At 66.9% G+C, this 15516-nt stretch carries 15 protein-coding genes and 2 tRNA genes; 13 read left to right on the forward strand and 4 right to left on the reverse strand.

What is annotated here, in order from left to right; translation table 11 throughout:
- Positions 1-75: 75 nt before the first annotated feature.
- A complete protein-coding gene (locus CCO03_RS04925) occupies positions 76-1002 on the forward strand; it encodes a glutaminase (protein ID WP_087278002.1) in 927 nt (308 codons plus the stop codon).
- Between the two features lies 1 nt (position 1003).
- Entirely contained in the window at positions 1004-1960 is a 957-nt protein-coding gene (locus CCO03_RS04930; RefSeq protein ID WP_236904032.1) for a M90 family metallopeptidase, read from the forward strand.
- A 119-nt stretch (positions 1961-2079) separates the two neighbouring features.
- Here CCO03_RS04930 and CCO03_RS04935 read toward each other — a convergent pair whose 3' ends face one another.
- Positions 2080-2886 (reverse strand): GntR family transcriptional regulator, encoded by an 807-nt coding sequence (locus tag CCO03_RS04935; protein WP_087284199.1) that lies wholly within the window; start codon positions 2884-2886, stop codon positions 2080-2082.
- Positions 2887-3072: 186 nt separating this feature from the next.
- Positions 3073-3157 (reverse strand) — tRNA-Leu (locus tag CCO03_RS04940).
- Positions 3158-3195: 38 nt separating this feature from the next.
- Here CCO03_RS04940 and cysM point away from each other — a divergent pair.
- Positions 3196-4095, forward strand: coding sequence for a cysteine synthase CysM (gene cysM / locus CCO03_RS04945; protein ID WP_087278006.1), 900 nt, complete (start codon positions 3196-3198; stop codon positions 4093-4095).
- 287 nt (positions 4096-4382) lie between these two features.
- Here the strand turns inward: cysM and CCO03_RS19505 are convergent, their stop codons facing one another.
- Positions 4383-5345, reverse strand: a complete 963-nt coding sequence (locus CCO03_RS19505; RefSeq protein WP_157667508.1) for a PfkB family carbohydrate kinase — start codon at positions 5343-5345, stop codon at positions 4383-4385.
- Between the two features lie 600 nt (positions 5346-5945).
- Between CCO03_RS19505 and xth the strand changes: the two genes are divergently transcribed.
- A complete protein-coding gene (xth, locus tag CCO03_RS04955) occupies positions 5946-6725 on the forward strand; it encodes an exodeoxyribonuclease III (protein WP_087278012.1) in 780 nt (259 codons plus the stop codon).
- A 171-nt stretch (positions 6726-6896) separates the two neighbouring features.
- Here the strand turns inward: xth and CCO03_RS04960 are convergent, their stop codons facing one another.
- Complete coding sequence (locus tag CCO03_RS04960) at positions 6897-8120, reverse strand: MFS transporter (protein ID WP_236904033.1); 1224 nt, start codon at positions 8118-8120, stop codon at positions 6897-6899.
- Between the two features lie 366 nt (positions 8121-8486).
- Between CCO03_RS04960 and rpsO the strand changes: the two genes are divergently transcribed.
- The 9 genes from rpsO to CCO03_RS05005 all read left to right on the forward strand — a co-directional run bounded on the left by rpsO (position 8487) and on the right by CCO03_RS05005 (position 15504).
- Positions 8487-8753, forward strand: a complete 267-nt coding sequence (gene rpsO, locus CCO03_RS04965) for a 30S ribosomal protein S15 (RefSeq protein WP_087278015.1) — start codon at positions 8487-8489, stop codon at positions 8751-8753.
- Positions 8754-9047: 294 nt separating this feature from the next.
- Positions 9048-11381 carry a polyribonucleotide nucleotidyltransferase gene (gene pnp, locus CCO03_RS04970; RefSeq protein ID WP_087278018.1) on the forward strand — a complete coding sequence of 778 codons (2334 nt, stop codon included), beginning with the start codon at positions 9048-9050 and terminating at the stop codon, positions 11379-11381.
- A gap of 123 nt (positions 11382-11504) precedes the next feature.
- Positions 11505-12524, forward strand: a complete 1020-nt coding sequence (locus CCO03_RS04975) for an NAD(P)H-quinone oxidoreductase (protein ID WP_087278020.1) — start codon at positions 11505-11507, stop codon at positions 12522-12524.
- Positions 12521-13279, forward strand: coding sequence for a triose-phosphate isomerase (tpiA, locus tag CCO03_RS04980; RefSeq protein WP_087278023.1), 759 nt, complete (start codon positions 12521-12523; stop codon positions 13277-13279). The genes CCO03_RS04975 and tpiA overlap by 4 nt, the downstream gene beginning before the upstream one ends.
- Positions 13280-13331: 52 nt before the next feature.
- Positions 13332-13739, forward strand: a complete 408-nt coding sequence (secG, locus tag CCO03_RS04985; protein ID WP_087284205.1) for a preprotein translocase subunit SecG — start codon at positions 13332-13334, stop codon at positions 13737-13739.
- Between the two features lie 136 nt (positions 13740-13875).
- Positions 13876-13960 (forward strand) — tRNA-Leu (locus CCO03_RS04990).
- A 55-nt stretch (positions 13961-14015) separates the two neighbouring features.
- Positions 14016-14375 (forward strand): NADH-quinone oxidoreductase subunit A, encoded by a 360-nt coding sequence (locus CCO03_RS04995; protein WP_087278026.1) that lies wholly within the window; start codon positions 14016-14018, stop codon positions 14373-14375.
- Between the two features lie 33 nt (positions 14376-14408).
- Positions 14409-14888 carry a NuoB/complex I 20 kDa subunit family protein gene (locus tag CCO03_RS05000; RefSeq protein WP_087278029.1) on the forward strand — a complete coding sequence of 160 codons (480 nt, stop codon included), beginning with the start codon at positions 14409-14411 and terminating at the stop codon, positions 14886-14888.
- A gap of 7 nt (positions 14889-14895) precedes the next feature.
- Positions 14896-15504, forward strand: a complete 609-nt coding sequence (locus CCO03_RS05005) for an NADH-quinone oxidoreductase subunit C (RefSeq protein WP_087278032.1) — start codon at positions 14896-14898, stop codon at positions 15502-15504.
- The last annotated feature ends 12 nt before the right edge of the window (positions 15505-15516 follow it).

Raw genomic sequence — 15516 nt, forward strand, 5'->3', positions numbered from 1 at the left:
CCGAATGGTTCGCCGAATGGCTGGCCCAATGGCTCGCCGTCTCGCAGGGCTGAGCGCAGCCCCGACAATCACGGCATGGATCTTCAACCCGTACTGGATGGCATCGTGGCCGCGCTGGCTCCCCTGGCTGGTGCCGAGGGCAAGGTGGCCGACTACATTCCCGCCTTGGCCTGCATCTCCCCCCAGCACCTGGGCCTGGCGCTGCGCACCTGCGAGGGCGCGGCCAGCCAGGCGGGCGAGGGCGCGCAGCCGTTCTCGGTGCAGTCCATCTCCAAGGTGTTCACGCTGACGCTGGCCATGCGCCACCTCGACGAGCGCGAGCTGTGGCAGCGCATCGGCGTCGAGCCCTCGGGCACGGCCTTCAACTCGCTGGTGCAGCTCGAGTTCGAAGGCGGCAAGCCCCGCAACCCCTTCATCAACGCCGGCGCGATTGCCGTCGCCGATCGCCTGGTCAGCGTGTACGGGCAAGCGGGCGCCAAGGCAGCGCTGCTGGCCCTGGTCAGCGACCTGTGCGGCGAGCCTGTGGTGTTCGACGAGGCGGTGGCGGCGTCCGAGGCCGCGACGGGCTTTCGCAACATGGCCATGTGCAACTTCATGAAGGGCTTTGGCCAGATCGACAACGCCGTCGAGGCTGTGCTGGACGTGTACTTTCACCAGTGCGCGCTGCGCATGAGCTGCGTGCAGCTGGCCCGCGCACTGGGCTACCTGTGCCGCGACGGGGCGCACCCGCTGCGCGGCAGCGAACAGGTGGTGTCCGAGCGGCAGGCCCGCCGCATCAACGCGCTGATGCTGACCTGCGGCACCTACGACGCGGCGGGCGAATTCGCCTACCGCATCGGCTTGCCCTGCAAAAGCGGCGTGGGCGGCGGCATCGTGGCCGTGATGCCGGACCGCCTGACGCTGGCGGTCTGGTCGCCGCCGCTGGACGAGGCCGGCAACTCGCTGCTGGGCCAGGTGGCGCTGGAGCAGTTCGTCAGCCGCACCGGCCTGAGCGTGTTCTGACATGTGGCAACGTGTGCGTGCCTGGTGGCAGGGCGGGCCGGCGGCGCGCGGCGCGATGGCTGAGGCGCGGGGCTTGAGCGCCGAGCGCTGGCGCCGCGTGGTGGCGCCCATGCGGTTCATCACCGCCTTGCCCGACGAGGAGCAGGCGCGCCTGCGTCGCCTCAGCGCCGCCTTTCTGGCCGCCAAGGAGTTCCACGGCCTGGCCGGCTTGCACGTCACCGACGACATGGCGATTGCCGTCGCCGCCCAGGCCTGCCTGCCCCTGCTGCACCTGGGGCCGGCGCATGCGCCCGAGCAGGCGCTGCGCTGGTACGCCAGCTTTGTCGGCATCCTGATCGCGCCGCACGAGGTGCCGGTGCAACGCCGCTGGGAAGATGACTCGGGCGTGGTGCACGAGGGCTGGGACGTGGTCAGCGGCGAGGTCAGCGACGACGGCCCCGTGTTGCTGTCGTGGCTGGACGTCCAGCTCGGCATGGGCGTGGCCATGCCTGGGGCGGTCGATGTGGTCAGTGCCGGCAACCCACTGGCAGCGCGTGACGATGCCGGTCTGCCGGCGATGGCTTCATCCGAGGCGTGGTCCGAGGCCGGGCGCCGGCCGGACACGCCCTACAACGTCGTCATCCACGAGTTTTGCCACAAGATCGACATGGCGTCGGGCGAGGCCGACGGCTGCCCGCCTTTGCCGGCGGGCTTCATGGGCCATGCCCGGGTGGCCGAGGCCCGCGCGCACTGGCTGGCGCAGTTGACGGCGGCCTTCGAGCAGCACGCTGAGCAGGTGGCGGCGGCCGAACGCTTTGGCCAGCCCGCGCCGTGGCTGGATGCCTACGGCGCCGAGTCGCTGGCTGAGTTCTTTCCGGTGGCCTGCGAGGCTTATTTCACCGAGCGCGAGCGCTTCGCGCGCGAATGGCCCGCGCTGCTGAGCTTGTTCGACGCCTTGTTCCGCCCCGTTCAGGGGTGATCGGGTGGTGTGGGGGCTTGAGAGTATGGCTGCATGGCCGTTCGTGAACGAACGGCAATCGATGCATACCCCATGCGAAAAGGCGAAGCGAAGGCCGTGCCCTCAGCCCGGCAGCCGCCTCAGGCCTTCAGGCGCGTCTTGTAAACGTAGGCGTCGCCGCGGAACACGCCCTCGACGTATTCGAACAGCATCTGCGAGGTGCTGTGGCTGTGGCGCTTGAGCAGCAGGCAGGGCTGCGAATCGGTCCAGCCGAAGGCCTCGTTCTCCTCGGCGCTGCTGAGCACGGCTTCGACGGTTTGCTCGGCCCAGTCGGGCTCGATGCCGCAGGCCTGCTGCAGGTGGGTGTAGATCGAGCCCTCGCCGTTCCAGTCGACCAGGCCGGGCGCCAGCTGCAGGTCGTACCAGGCGTTTTCGCGCGTCATGGGCACCTGATCGCCATAGCGGATGCGCACCACGTGCAGGAACTGCGCCTGCGAGGGCCGGTTGAACACCGAGGCGATCGTCCGGTCGTGCAGCACCTCGCGCTTGAGCACGCGCGACGAGGCCTGCATGCCCAGCTCGCGCATTTCTTCGGTGAAGCCCTTGAGGCGCCCCATGGCCGGCATGACACGGGAGGTCACGTTGAGCAGGGTGCCGCCGCGGCCGTTGGAGCTCAGCGTCTCGTCTTGGCGCAACTCGTCGTAGCAGCGCTTGACGACCATGCGGCTCACGCCGAGGTGCTCGGCCAGCAGCCGTTCAGAGGGCAGGCCGACGCCCGGGGCAATCGCCCCGGAGGCCAGCAGCTGTTTCACCTGTCGCAGCAGCTGCAGGTACAGCGGTTCGGAGGAGGCCGTGTCCACATGCAGGCTGCCCCAGGTGTGCACCGGCAAGGCGGCGGCAGGGCGCCGGGCGCGCGATGGGCTGTTGTCCGTTGGCTTGGCGGTCATCACCTTCATTCAACTTCGTCTTCAGCAGAGGCGGGCAGTCTATGCAACCGCTCTGCAATGGATGACTCCCTGCTTGTCGCAGCCTGTCGCATGCCCGCCTGTTTCGTGATTTGTGCGCACCCGTGTGCGTTTCACGCAAGAAAAAAAGCCGCAGATCAGACTGCGGCTTATCGGGATGCAAACACCTGGTGCCGGAGGCCGGAATCGAACCGGCACGCCTTGCGGCGGGGGATTTTGAGTCCCCTGCGTCTACCAATTTCACCACTCCGGCAGCGCTTGCTAAGCGGCGATTATGGCACAGTGTCGGTCATGATTTATCCAACCATAGAAGATGCGGTGGGCAAGACCCCCCTGGTACGGCTGCAGCGTCTGGGCGCCCACAACGCGGCGCGCGGCAACGTGATCCTGGGCAAACTCGAGGGCAACAACCCGGCTGGGTCGGTGAAGGATCGGCCGGCACTCGCCATGATCGGCAAGGCCGAAGCGCGCGGCGAGATCAAGCCCGGCGACACGCTGATCGAGGCCACCTCGGGCAACACCGGCATCGCCCTGGCCATGGCGGCGGCCATCAAGGGTTACCGCATGGTGCTCATCATGCCCGAGGACCTGTCCATCGAGCGCGCGCAGACCATGAAGGCGTTCGGCGCCGAGCTCATCCTGACGCCCAAGAGCGGGGGCATGGAGTACGCGCGCGACCTGGCCGACAAGATGGTGCGCGAGGGCAAGGGCCGGGTGCTGGACCAGTTCGCCAACCCCGACAACCCGCTGAGCCACTACGAAACCACGGGCCCCGAGCTGTGGGAGCAGACCGGCGGACGCATCACGCACTTTGTCTCGGCCATGGGCACCACGGGCACCATCACCGGCGTGTCGCGCTTCCTGAAGGAGAAGAACCCGGCCATCCGCGTGATCGGCGCACAGCCGGCCGAGGGTTCGCGCATTCCGGGCATCCGCAAGTGGCCGGCCGAGTACATGCCGGCGATCTACGACGGCTCGCTGGTGGACGAGCAGGTCAGCGTCACGCAGGATGACGCCGAGGAAACCTGCCGCGCGCTGGCGCGGGAAGAGGGCATCTTTGCCGGCATCTCGGCCGCGGGGGCGCTGTGGGTGGCGCTGCAGCTGTCCAAGCAGGTCGAGAACGCCATCATCGTCTTCGTGGTGTGCGATCGCGGCGATCGCTACCTCTCCACGGGCGTGTTCCCGGCCTGAACGGAGCTGCTGGGCCTGCATTGGCCGTCAGCCGGCGCCCAGACGCATGGCTTGGGCGCGGCCGACACGCTGCGCCGCAGCCGTGAAGCCATGGGTCATCTAGGCCTCATGGCCTGGCGTGGCAGCTTGATCAATGGCAGTATGGTGGGGTCGTCGTTGTAAATTGAACGAAGACTGGCTCATACTCCTCACTTGCCGTGGCGCCGTAGACACCGGCGCGACGGGTGTCCGGTGCCCAGGTCTGCATGGCACCGGCAAAGACCGTGGGCGCCGAGCCCGCGGCAGGGTCACCCCGGTGGCATCACACGGCTGAGCCAGGCCTGATCGGGCAAGGCCTGCAGCACGCCGACGTGCGAGGCCAGGTGGGCGCCGCATTGGTTGCCCAGGGCCAGGGCCGCGGGCAGATCGGCGCCCTGCGCGCGCGCCCAGCAAAAGCCGGCGGCAAAGGCGTCGCCACAGCCCACGGCATCGCCTCCGGGCGCAGCGGGTAGACCGGGAGCCACCAGGGCGTGGGCTTGCCCGCGTGTCCAGGCCAGACAGCCGTGCTCGCCCAGCGTGACGACCAGCGCCTGCGCGCCCGGGTGGCGCTGCCAGAACGCCTGCACCGACGCCTGCAGGTGATGCGCGAGCGTGGCGGGCCAATCCGCGGTGTCGCGCGCGGGCCAGGGTTGGTCCAGCAGCTGTTCGGCCTCGCTTTCGTTGACGAGGTAGGTGTGCACCACCTCGCGCAGCGTGGCGGGCACAGCCTGCCAGGGCGAGGGGTTCAGCACCGTCAACACGCCGGCCTGCCGGGCCAGCCGCAGGGCCTCGACCACCGCATCCAAGGCCACCTCGAACTGCCCATACACCACGGTGGCCTGGGCGATGGCGTGCGCCGCCTGGCCCACGTGGGCGGCGCTCAAATGGTCGTTGGCGCCCGGGAACACCGCGATGCGGCATTGGCCGTCGGGCTCGATGAACCCGGCGCCCCAGCCCGAGGGGTGTGGCAGCGCATGCACGTGGTCCAAGGGCAGGCCCTCGGCCTGCAGCAGGGCGCGAAGCTGGTCGCCGGCGGCATCGCGGCCGTGGGCCAGGATGGGCGTGACCCGCGCACCCAGGCGTTGCAGCGCAATGGCGACGTTCAGACCCTTGCCGCCCGCTTCGCTGTGAAAACCGTAGGCCCGCCGGGTTTCGCCGGCCTGGGGCGCGCGGTCCAGCTGCCAGCAGCAGGCCTGGACAAAGTTGGCGATGACCACGGCGTGTGGGGTCATGGGATGCGACGGGCTGGTGGCGGGCCGCCGGGTGACGGCGGGCGAAAAGCCATTGTGACGGAGGCCGGTGCGGCGCACGCGCCACCGCTGTGACGGCAGGGCGAGCGGCGGCCTGCGGGTCATCGCTGTTGCTGGCTGCATGGTGGGCTTTTTGCAGGACGTGGTGCGCGGAAGCGGGTGCCGCATCACACGACACGTGGCGCCGGGGGGCTGAGCATCGCAGCGCAGTTCTGACTTGCTACCCCCTGCTGGACAGCCAGGGCCAGCAGGCGCCAACGCGCGAAGTGCCGGGCTGGCAGGTGCCGACGGTGGCGGGCGGCCTGGACGGGTGGGCGTTGGCAGCCGCCCGTGACGCGGCAGGCGCTGGCCACCTCGGCGGAGGTGCTTGGACATTGGCAAGGCCCGCGCAGAGCTGGGCCATGAACCGCCCATCAGCCGGGCCGAGGGGGGCTGGCCGAGCTGGCGGCCCTGTATCGGGCTGAGGTGCTCAGGCGCCGGCTGTGGCGACAGCCGGGTGCACGGGGTGGTCTGCCGTGGCGCCAGCGCGGTGGCGGGCAATGGGACAATCCACCGCTTGTCCACCACCCCCTTGGAGTCCTCATGCGTCTAGCCACCTGGAACGTGAACTCGCTGACGGCGCGCTTGCCCCATGTGATCGACTGGCTGGCGGCCAACCCGGTCGATGTGCTGGGGCTGCAGGAGCTCAAGTGCACCGACGACAAATTCCCGTTTCAGGCCCTGCAGGATGCGGGCTATGCGGCGCAGGCCTTTGGCCAGAAGACCTACAACGGGGTGGCGCTGCTGTCGCCCGGCGGCCTGACGGCGGTGCAGCGCAACATCCCCGGCTTTGACGATGAAAGCGCGCGCGTGATCGCGGCCAGCGTGCCGCACCCCGAGGGCGACATCCGCGTTGTCAACGCCTACTTCGTCAACGGGCAGGAGCCCGGCAGCGACAAGTTCGCCTACAAGATGCGCTGGCTGGACGCCCTGCAGGCCTGGGTGAAGGCCGAGCTGGCGCAGCACCCGCGCCTCGTCCTGATGGGCGATTTCAACATCGCGCCCGAAGACCGCGACAGCTTCGACCCGATCGGGCTCGCGGGCACGATCCACCACACCGACGAGGAGCGTGCGCATTTCCAGGGCCTGCTGGACCTGGGGCTGGTGGATGCCTTCCGCCTGTTCGAGCACCCGCCCAAGACCTTTTCGTGGTGGGACTACCGCATGTTGGGCTTCCAGAAAAACCGCGGTTTGCGCATCGACCACGTGCTGGTCAGCGCCGCGCTGAAAGACCGCGTGGAGGCCTGCAGCGTGGACCGCACGCCGCGCAAGTGGAGCAAGCCCAGCGACCATGCGCCCGTGGTGCTGACCTTGCGGACGTGAGGCGAGGGCAGTCTCGTTGTGTTGGACTGAAATGGGAGTATGCGGTGACTACCGTTTTCAAGATAACGGAAACTCGCCCATACCCCCATACTGATGGGGTTGCATCATCGCAGCGGCCATGGCTGCCTACCCAGGCTGAACCACGAAACGGCGTGCCGTGAGCGCCGGTGCTCAGGCGGGCGGCAAACCCGGCGCCACCAGCAGAGGCGGGGTGCGCCACACCAGGGTGGCAATCGCGGCGCTCAACAGGGCCATGACGACGGTGAACACGTCCAGGGCGTGGGTCAGGCCGATGAGGTCGGTCAGCCACCCGACGGCCAGGATGGGCACGATGGTGCCCAGGTAGCCCACCACCAGGTAGGACGCCAGGATGGTCGGGCGCTCGGCGTCGGTGCAGATCTTCTGGATCACGGCCATGCCGCCGACGTTGGCCAGACCGTGGGCCAGCGCGGTCACCAGCACCGAGGCCGCGAACAACAGCGGCGAGCCCAGCTCATTCGTCGCCAGCAGCACCAGGTTGGCCGCCACCATGGCGCAGGCACTCACCAGCACGATCTGCTTGTTGGCAAACGGCCGGGCCGCCAGCTGCACGCCCGCCGACAGGAACAGGATGGTGGCGATGGAGAGGCCGCCGACCAGCGGGCCGCTCCAGGGCAGCAGCTTTTGCATGAAGCTGGGCGCCAGCGAGGCATAGAGGCTGAACAGGCCGAACGAGCTGAATGCGCCCGCGGCGCCCAGCCAGAAGTAGCGGCGCAGGCGCAGGTCGGCCGGCAAGGCCAGGCGCGGCAGCCAGAGCGACCAGCCCTGAGGCAAGTTGGCCGGCGCGTGGTGTCGCGGGATGGCGCGCACCTTGAACAGGGCATGGCAGGCCAGGGCGCCCATGAGCAGGGTGGGCAGGTAGGCCGAGCGCAGCGGCCAGGGCGCAATCTGTGCCATGAGGCCGCCCAGCAGCGGGCCCATGCCAAAGCCCAGCGTCATGATGACGGTGATCGCCGCCGACGTGCGCTTGGGATCGGCGCTGCGTGCGACGCGCACCAGGCCGATGGCCGAGGAGGTGGTGATCATGCCGGAGGCCAGGCCGATCAAGGTGCGGCTGACGGCAAACAGCCCCGGCCCGTTGGACAGCATGGACAGCAGCACCCCGCCTGTCATGGTGAACAGGCCGATGCGCAGCACCGGCAGAAACCCGAAGCGCTGCGTGGCTCGCCCCAAAAACAGCAGGCTGGCCATGGCGCCAAACATGTAGACCACGAACAGCTGCGTGAGCGTGCTGGTGCGCAAGCCCCATTGCGCCTGATACAGCGGGTAGAGCGGGCTCGCCAAGGCCGTCCCCATGACGCCGACGCACATGGCGTAGCAGATCCAGATGAAGGGCGACCAGCGGGGCTTGAACATGGCGGTGGTGCCCCCGGGAACGATGCGGAAAAGGGGCGAAAAATCAGGGAAATCCCTCAATTGTGCGCCTGTCCCATGCAGAACGGGAGGGGACTACGCCTCAGGAGGCGCTGGCTGGCCGCCGGTGTGGCGCCTGCGTGACGGTTGGCAGCGATGCCTGTGTCGCCCATGGCCTGTGCCAAGGCGTCGGGACGTGCCAACGCTGCCAGGCGCCCCCTGCGCGGGAAACGCTCGCTTCGGCCGGGCCAGCCACGGCCCAAAGCCCGCGCTGCTATAATCTTCGGGCTTTGCCTGTCGCAAGGCGCACGGCGTGAGCAGTTCCGGCCCACGCCGCAAGTCAAACAGATTGGAACACTGGAAATACTCATGATTTCTGCCGAAAACAAGGCTCAGGTTGTCAAAGACAACGCCCGCGCTGCCAACGACACGGGCAGCCCCGAAGTGCAAGTGGCCATCCTGACCGCTCGCATCAACGAGCTGACGCCTCACTTCAAGCAGCACGCCAAGGACCACCACGGTCGTCGCGGCCTGCTGCGCATGGTGAGCCGTCGTCGCAAGCTGCTCGACTACCTGAAGCAGAAAGACGCCGACCGTTACCTGGCGCTGATCGCCAAGTTGGGTCTGCGCAAGTAATCCCTGCACCACGACCCTCGACGGCGTGATCGAACAGCCCCGGCCGTTCATGAACGCGTGGCATCGGCTGATCGAGGGCTGTGGCCGCGGGATTGCGCCTGCCGAAACGCCTGGGTTAGGTCTAGCTCAGGCGTTTTTTACTTCAACCTTCCGAATTCCGGCGCCTTGCAGAGCGAAGCTGTGTCATTCCAACAGGATCGTCCCCCACGGTCTTGCTGGAATGGCATCGTGTTCTGACTGGTGATGGCCGCGGTCCACGCGGATTCCGGACAACCTGCATCCAGGAGCACACACATGTCCATGTTCAACAAAATCACCAAGACCTTCGAGTGGGGCGGCAAGACCGTCGTCATGGAAACGGGCGAAGTGGCCCGCCAGGCCACGGGCGCGGTGCTCGTCAACATCGACGGCACGGTGGTGCTGGCCACGGTCGTGGCCTCCAAAAACGCCAAGCCCGGTCAGGACTTCTTCCCGCTGACCGTCGATTACATCGAGAAGACCTACGCAGCCGGCAAGATCCCCGGCAGCTTCTTCAAGCGTGAAGCCAAGCCCAGCGAACTGGAAACGCTGACCAGCCGCCTGATCGACCGCCCGATCCGCCCGCTGTTCCCTGAAGGCTTCTTCAACGAAGTGCACGTGGTGATCCACACCGTGTCGCTGAATCCCGAAGTGGATGCCGACATCGCCGCCATGATCGCCGTGTCGGCCGCGCTGTCGATTTCCGGTATTCCGTTCAACGGCCCCATTGGCGCCGCGCGCGTGGGCTACATCAACAACGAATACGTGCTGAACCCGGGCCAGACCGCGCGCAAGAGCAGCAAGCTGGACCTGGTGGTGGCCGGCACCGAGCAGGCCGTGCTGATGGTCGAGTCGGAAGCGCAGCAGTTGCCCGAAGACGTCATGCTGGGCGCCGTGGTCTTTGGTCATGAGCAAGGCAAGATCGCCATTGAGGCCATCCACGAACTGGTGCGCGAAGCCGGCAAGCCCCTGTGGGTCGAAAACGGCGCCTGGGCGCCCGAAGTCAAGGACGAGGCTTTCGTCGCCAAAGTCGGCGCGCTGGCCGAAGACAAGCTGCGTGCGGCCTACCAGATCCGCAGCAAGCAGGCCCGCACGCAAGCCCTGCGTCAGGCACAGGCCGATGTGCTGGCCGCGCTGAAGGACGAGGGCGTGACCTTCGACGCCGTGAAGGTGGAAGGCCTGCTGTTCGAGATCGAAGCCCGCATCGTGCGCGGCCAGATCCTGGAAGGCGAACCCCGCATCGACGGCCGCGACACGCGCACCGTGCGCCCGATCGAGATCCGCAACTCCGTGCTGCCGCGCACCCATGGCTCGGCCCTGTTCACGCGCGGCGAGACGCAGGCCCTGGTCGTCACCACGCTGGGCACCGAGCGCGATGCGCAGCGCATCGACGCGCTGGCCGGCGAGTTCGAAGACCGCTTCCTGTTCCACTACAACATGCCTCCCTTCGCCACGGGCGAAGTCGGCCGCATGGGCTCGACCAAGCGCCGCGAAGTCGGCCACGGACGCCTGGCCAAGCGCGCCCTGGTGGCGGTGCTGCCGAGCAAGGACGAGTTCCCCTACACCGTGCGCGTGGTGTCCGAGATCACCGAATCCAATGGCTCGTCGTCGATGGCGTCGGTCTGCGGCGGCTGCCTGTCGATGATGGACGCCGGCGTGCCCATGAAGGCGCACGTGGCCGGCATCGCCATGGGTCTGATCAAGGACGGCAACCGCTTTGCCGTGCTGACCGACATCCTGGGCGATGAGGACCACCTGGGCGACATGGACTTCAAGGTGGCCGGCACGACCAACGGCATCACCGCCTTGCAGATGGACATCAAGATCGAGGGCATCACCAAGGACATCATGCAGATCGCCCTGGCGCAGGCCAAGGAAGCGCGCATGCACATCCTGGGCAAGATGCAGGAGGCCATGGGCGAAGCCAAGGCCGATGTGTCCGAGTTCGCGCCGCGCCTGACCACGATCAAGATCAACCCCGAGAAGATCCGCGACGTGATCGGCAAGGGTGGCGCGGTCATCCGCGGCCTGCAGGAAGAAACCGGCACGCAGATCAACATCGACGAAGACGGCACCATCACCATCGCGTCGACCGACCCGGCCATGGCCGATGTGGCCAAGAAGCGCATCGAGGCCATCACGGCCGAGGTGGAAGTGGGCTCGGTCTACGAAGGCCCCATCGTCAAGATCCTGGACTTCGGCGCCCTGGTCAACGTGCTGCCCGGCAAGGATGGTCTGCTGCACATCAGCCAGATCGCCCACGAGCGCGTGGAAAAGGTGAGCGACTACCTGCAAGAAGGTCAGGTCGTGCGCGTGAAGGTGCTCGAGGTCAACGACCGCGGCCAGATCAAGCTGTCGCTGAAGGCGTTGCAAGAACGTCCCGAGGGCCTGGATGACGGCCGTGGCGAGCGCGCAGAACGTGGTGAGCGTTCGGAGCGTGGCGAACGCGGCGAGCGTCCGCGCCGCGAGCGTTCTGATCGTGGTGAGCGTTCGGAGCGTGGCGACCGTGTGGAACGTGGCGAGCGCCCGGAGCGCGCCGAACGCAGCGAACGCCAGGAGCGTGACGACGAGCGTCAAGGCGCGGAGCAACAGCAGCAACAGCAGCAGTGAAGGTGTTGTTGATTAATGACTGAGGGAGTATGGGGTGATTGCCGTTGGGTATACAACGGCATTTGGTCCATACTCCATTGTTGTTGAATCAACACCAGGATGCCAACCTAGACCCGAGTTGACATGAAAGCCATTGAAATTCAATCCGTTGGCGGCCCCGAGCAGCTGGTGCTGGTGGACCGTCCCGATCCTGTGCCGGGCGTCGGCGAGCTGCTGATCCGTGTGCGCGCTTCGGGGGTGAACCGTCCCGATGTGTTGCAGCGCAAGGGCAACTACCCCGTGCCGCCCGGAACGTCCGACATCCCCGGCCTGGAAGTGGCCGGTGACATCGTGGCGGGCGACGAAGCGGCGCTGCGTGAAGCCGGCTTCAAGCTCGGTGACCGCGTGTGTGCGCTGGTGGCGGGCGGTGGTTACGCCGAGCTGTGCGTGGCGCCGGTGGGGCAGTGCCTGCCCGTGCCGAAGGGTTTGAGCGATGTCGACGCTGCGTCGCTGCCGGAGACCTACTTCACGGTCTGGAGCAACGTGTTCGACCGCGGGCGCCTGCAGGCGGGTGAGACCTTGTTGATCCAGGGTGGCACCAGCGGCATTGGCGTCACGGCGATTCAGCTGGGCAAGGCGGCGGGTGCCACGGTCATCGTGACCTGTGGCAGCGACGACAAGTGCCAGGCCTGTCTGGATCTGGGCGCCGACCACGCCATCAACTACAAGACCGAGGACTTCGAGGCCCGCGCGCTGGAGATCACGGGCGGCAAGGGCGTGGACGTCATCCTTGACATGGTGGCGGGCGACTACGTGGCGCGCGAGGTGAAAAGCCTGGCCGAAGACGGTCGCCTGGTCATCATCGCCGTGCAGGGTGGCACGCGTTCCGAGGTGAACGCCGGTCTCATCCTGCGCAAGCGCCTGACGGTGACGGGCTCCACGCTGAGGCCGCGTCCCGTGGCGTTCAAGGCGGCAATCGCCCGGTCGCTGCGCCAGACCGTCTGGCCCTGGATCGAGTCGGGCCGGCTCAAGCCCGTGGTGGACACCGTCTACGGTGCCGCCGCGGCGGAGGGTGGCTTGACCACGGGTGCGGCCCAGGCACATGCCTTGATGGAAAGCGGCCAGCACATGGGCAAGATCGTTCTGGACTGGAGCAAGGCATGAGGCGCAAGTTGATTGCAGGCAACTGGAAGATGAACGGCAGCCAGGCGGCCAACGACGCGTTGGTGCAGGCGGTTCTGGCGGGCCTGCCTGCGGGTGCCTGCGACGTGGCGGTCTGCCCGCCGGCGCTGTATGTGCCGCAGGTGCACGGCTTGCTGCAGGCGCAGAACGCCGTGGCGCTGGGGGCGCAGGATGTCTCGGCACACGAAACGGGCGCCTACACGGGTGATGTGTCGGCGGCGATGCTGAAGGAATTCGGCGTGCGCTACGCCATCGTGGGCCACAGCGAACGGCGCCAGTATCAGCATGAAGGCGACGAGCTCGTGGCCATCAAGGCGCAGCGCCTGCTGGCGGCGGGCATCACGCCCATTGTCTGCGTGGGCGAGAGCCTGGCCGAGCGCGAGGCCGGTCAGACCGAGGCCGTGGTCAAGCGTCAGCTGGCGGCGGTCACACACCTGAACGGCAAATGCGTGAGCGAGATCGTGGTCGCCTACGAGCCGGTCTGGGCCATTGGCACGGGCAAGACGGCCACGCCCGAGCAGGCCCAGGCGGTGCATGCCGCGCTGCGCGCGCAGCTGGCGGTGGCGGTGGCCGATGCGGGCAAGGTCCGCATCCTGTACGGCGGCAGCATGAATGCCGGCAACGCCGCCGAACTGTTGGCTCAGCCTGACATCGACGGCGGCCTGATCGGCGGTGCGGCGCTCAAGGCCCCCGACTTCCTCAGCATCATCGGTGCGGCCACGCAGGCTGCGCATTGAGCACGGCGCGGCTGGCCTGTGAGGCCGGCCCGCTCAGACATTCGGAGTGAACATGTCCATTTTTGCAACCCTTTTGCTGGTGCTGCAGATCGCGTCTGCCCTGGCGATGATCGGCCTCATCCTGCTGCAGCACGGCAAGGGCGCCGACATGGGCGCTGCCTTCGGCAGCGGCTCGTCCGGCAGCCTGTTCGGTGCGTCCGGCAGTGCCAATTTCCTGTCCCGTTCGACGGCTGTGGCCGCGACCGTTTTTCTGGCGACCACGCTGGCGCTGGCTGCCACCGGCGGCCCTCAGCGCGGTGCGGCGGGCAGTGGCAGCGTGTTCGGCAATGAGGCGAGTACACCCGCGGTGCCGACGCCTGCGGCTTCCATTCCGGCGCCTACTGCCTCTGAGGTGGCCGCGCCGGCCGCGTCCGTGCCAGCTCCTGCTGCGTCGGGTGTGGGGGCCATCCCGGGTCAGTGAGGCGGATGCCGGCCTCACAAAGAAAAAGTTTGACCTTGTGACAACTGCGGGTTTTTCAGGGTAAACTCTAAAGCTGTCAGGAACACAAGATTGATCCAACAAGGCCTTACCCACAGGGCCGGTTTCTGAAGCATCAGCCGTCGTGGTGAAATTGGTAGACACGCTATCTTGAGGGGGTAGTGGCGAAAGCTGTGCGAGTTCGAGTCTCGCCGACGGCACCAAACAACAAACATCCGCCGGGTTCATCCCGGCGGACGTTCTTTGAAGTGCGACACGATGGACCTCTCAGCCTATTTCCCGGTTTTTCTTTTCATCGTGATTGGCTTGGCGGTCGGTGCCATCTGTCTCGGGGTGGGCACGCTCGTTGGGCCCAATCGTCCCGGTGACGTCAAGAACGCCCCTTACGAATGTGGCTTCGAGGCCTTCGAAGACGCGCGCATGAAGTTCGATGTGCGCTATTACCTCGTCGCCATCTTGTTCATCCTGTTCGACCTGGAAATCGCCTTCCTGGTGCCCTGGGCCGTCGCGCTCAAGGAAGTGGGTGCCGTGGGCTTTGCAGCCGTGGTCATTTTCCTGACCGTGCTGGTGGTCGGCTTTGTGTACGAATGGAAAAAGGGTGCGCTGGAGTGGGAGTGAGTCCCGTCCGGCATAGCAGATAAGGAGCGCCCCATGGTGGAAGATGTGCAGGATAAGGGCTTTGTCGTCACGCAAGTCGACAAGGTCGTGAACTGGGCCAAGACTGGCTCGATCTGGCCCGTGACCTTTGGTTTGGCCTGCTGCGCGGTGGAGATGATGCATGCCGCGGCAGCGCGCTACGACATCGGCCGCTTCGGCGCTGAAGTGTTCCGCGCCAGCCCCCGTCAGGCTGACCTGATGATCGTGGCCGGCACGCTGTGCAACAAGATGGCGCCGGCCTTGCGTCGCGTGTACGAACAGATGGCCGAGCCCCGCTGGGTCATCTCGATGGGGTCTTGCGCCAACGGTGGGGGCTACTACCACTACAGCTATTCGGTGGTGCGTGGATGCGATCGCATCGTGCCGGTCGACGTCTACGTGCCGGGCTGCCCGCCGACGGCCGAGGCGCTCATCTACGGCATCATTCAGCTGCAGCAGAAGATCCGCCGCACCAACTCCATTGCACGGTACTGAGGACGTCATGACTGTTGCTGCGATCGCGCCCGAAGTGCTGGCGCAAAACATTGCCGACGCCCTGGGTGGCCTGGCGCAAGACGTGCATCTGGCGCGTGGCGAAGTCACCGTGACGGTGGCGGCTGCCGACTACCTCACGGCCATGCGAACCCTGCGCGACCACGCGCTGTGCAAATTTGAACAGCTGATCGACCTGTGTGGTGTGGATTACTCCACCTACCGCGACGACGTGTGGAACGGCCTGCGTTTTGCCGTCACCAGCCACCTGCTGTCGATGAGCCTGAACCAGCGCGTGCGCGTGCGCACCTTCTGCGCCGATGACGAGTTCCCGGCACTGCCGACGCTGTGTGGCGTGTGGGCCGCGGCCAACTGGTTCGAGCGCGAAGCCTTCGACCTGTTCGGCATCGTGTTCGAAGGCCATGACGACCTGCGTCGCATCCTGACCGACTACGGCTTCATCGGCCACCCGTTCCGCAAGGACTTCCCGCTGTCGGGTCATGTGGAAATGCGCTTCGACGCCGAGCGCAAGCGCGTGGTGTACGAGCCGGTGTCGATCGAGCCCCGCGAAGTCACGCCCCGCATCATCCGCGAAGACAACTACGGAGGCCTGCACTGAGCCGCTCACTGC

Origin of the sequence: Comamonas serinivorans (assembly GCF_002158865.1) — a bacterium.
Classification (GTDB): Bacteria; Pseudomonadota; Gammaproteobacteria; order Burkholderiales; family Burkholderiaceae_C; genus Comamonas_E; species Comamonas_E serinivorans.

Excerpts from the sequence above, each read along its gene's own strand:
- tpiA (WP_087278023.1), top strand. The coding sequence starts at position 12,521 with ATGAGGCGCAAGTTGATTGCAGGCAACTGGAAGATGAACGGCAGCCAG.
- CCO03_RS19505 (WP_157667508.1), bottom strand. The coding sequence starts at position 5,345 with ATGACCCCACACGCCGTGGTCATCGCCAACTTTGTCCAGGCCTGCTGC.
- CCO03_RS04925 (WP_087278002.1), top strand. The coding sequence starts at position 76 with ATGGATCTTCAACCCGTACTGGATGGCATCGTGGCCGCGCTGGCTCCC.
- xth (WP_087278012.1), top strand. The coding sequence starts at position 5,946 with ATGCGTCTAGCCACCTGGAACGTGAACTCGCTGACGGCGCGCTTGCCC.
- CCO03_RS04960 (WP_236904033.1), bottom strand. The coding sequence starts at position 8,120 with ATGTTCAAGCCCCGCTGGTCGCCCTTCATCTGGATCTGCTACGCCATG.
- CCO03_RS05000 (WP_087278029.1), top strand. The coding sequence starts at position 14,409 with ATGGTGGAAGATGTGCAGGATAAGGGCTTTGTCGTCACGCAAGTCGAC.
- rpsO (WP_087278015.1), top strand. The coding sequence starts at position 8,487 with ATGATTTCTGCCGAAAACAAGGCTCAGGTTGTCAAAGACAACGCCCGC.
- CCO03_RS04935 (WP_087284199.1), bottom strand. The coding sequence starts at position 2,886 with ATGACCGCCAAGCCAACGGACAACAGCCCATCGCGCGCCCGGCGCCCT.
- CCO03_RS04975 (WP_087278020.1), top strand. The coding sequence starts at position 11,505 with ATGAAAGCCATTGAAATTCAATCCGTTGGCGGCCCCGAGCAGCTGGTG.
- CCO03_RS05005 (WP_087278032.1), top strand. The coding sequence starts at position 14,896 with ATGACTGTTGCTGCGATCGCGCCCGAAGTGCTGGCGCAAAACATTGCC.
- CCO03_RS04995 (WP_087278026.1), top strand. The coding sequence starts at position 14,016 with ATGGACCTCTCAGCCTATTTCCCGGTTTTTCTTTTCATCGTGATTGGC.
- cysM (WP_087278006.1), top strand. The coding sequence starts at position 3,196 with ATGATTTATCCAACCATAGAAGATGCGGTGGGCAAGACCCCCCTGGTA.
- pnp (WP_087278018.1), top strand. The coding sequence starts at position 9,048 with ATGTCCATGTTCAACAAAATCACCAAGACCTTCGAGTGGGGCGGCAAG.
- CCO03_RS04930 (WP_236904032.1), top strand. The coding sequence starts at position 1,004 with ATGTGGCAACGTGTGCGTGCCTGGTGGCAGGGCGGGCCGGCGGCGCGC.
- secG (WP_087284205.1), top strand. The coding sequence starts at position 13,332 with ATGTCCATTTTTGCAACCCTTTTGCTGGTGCTGCAGATCGCGTCTGCC.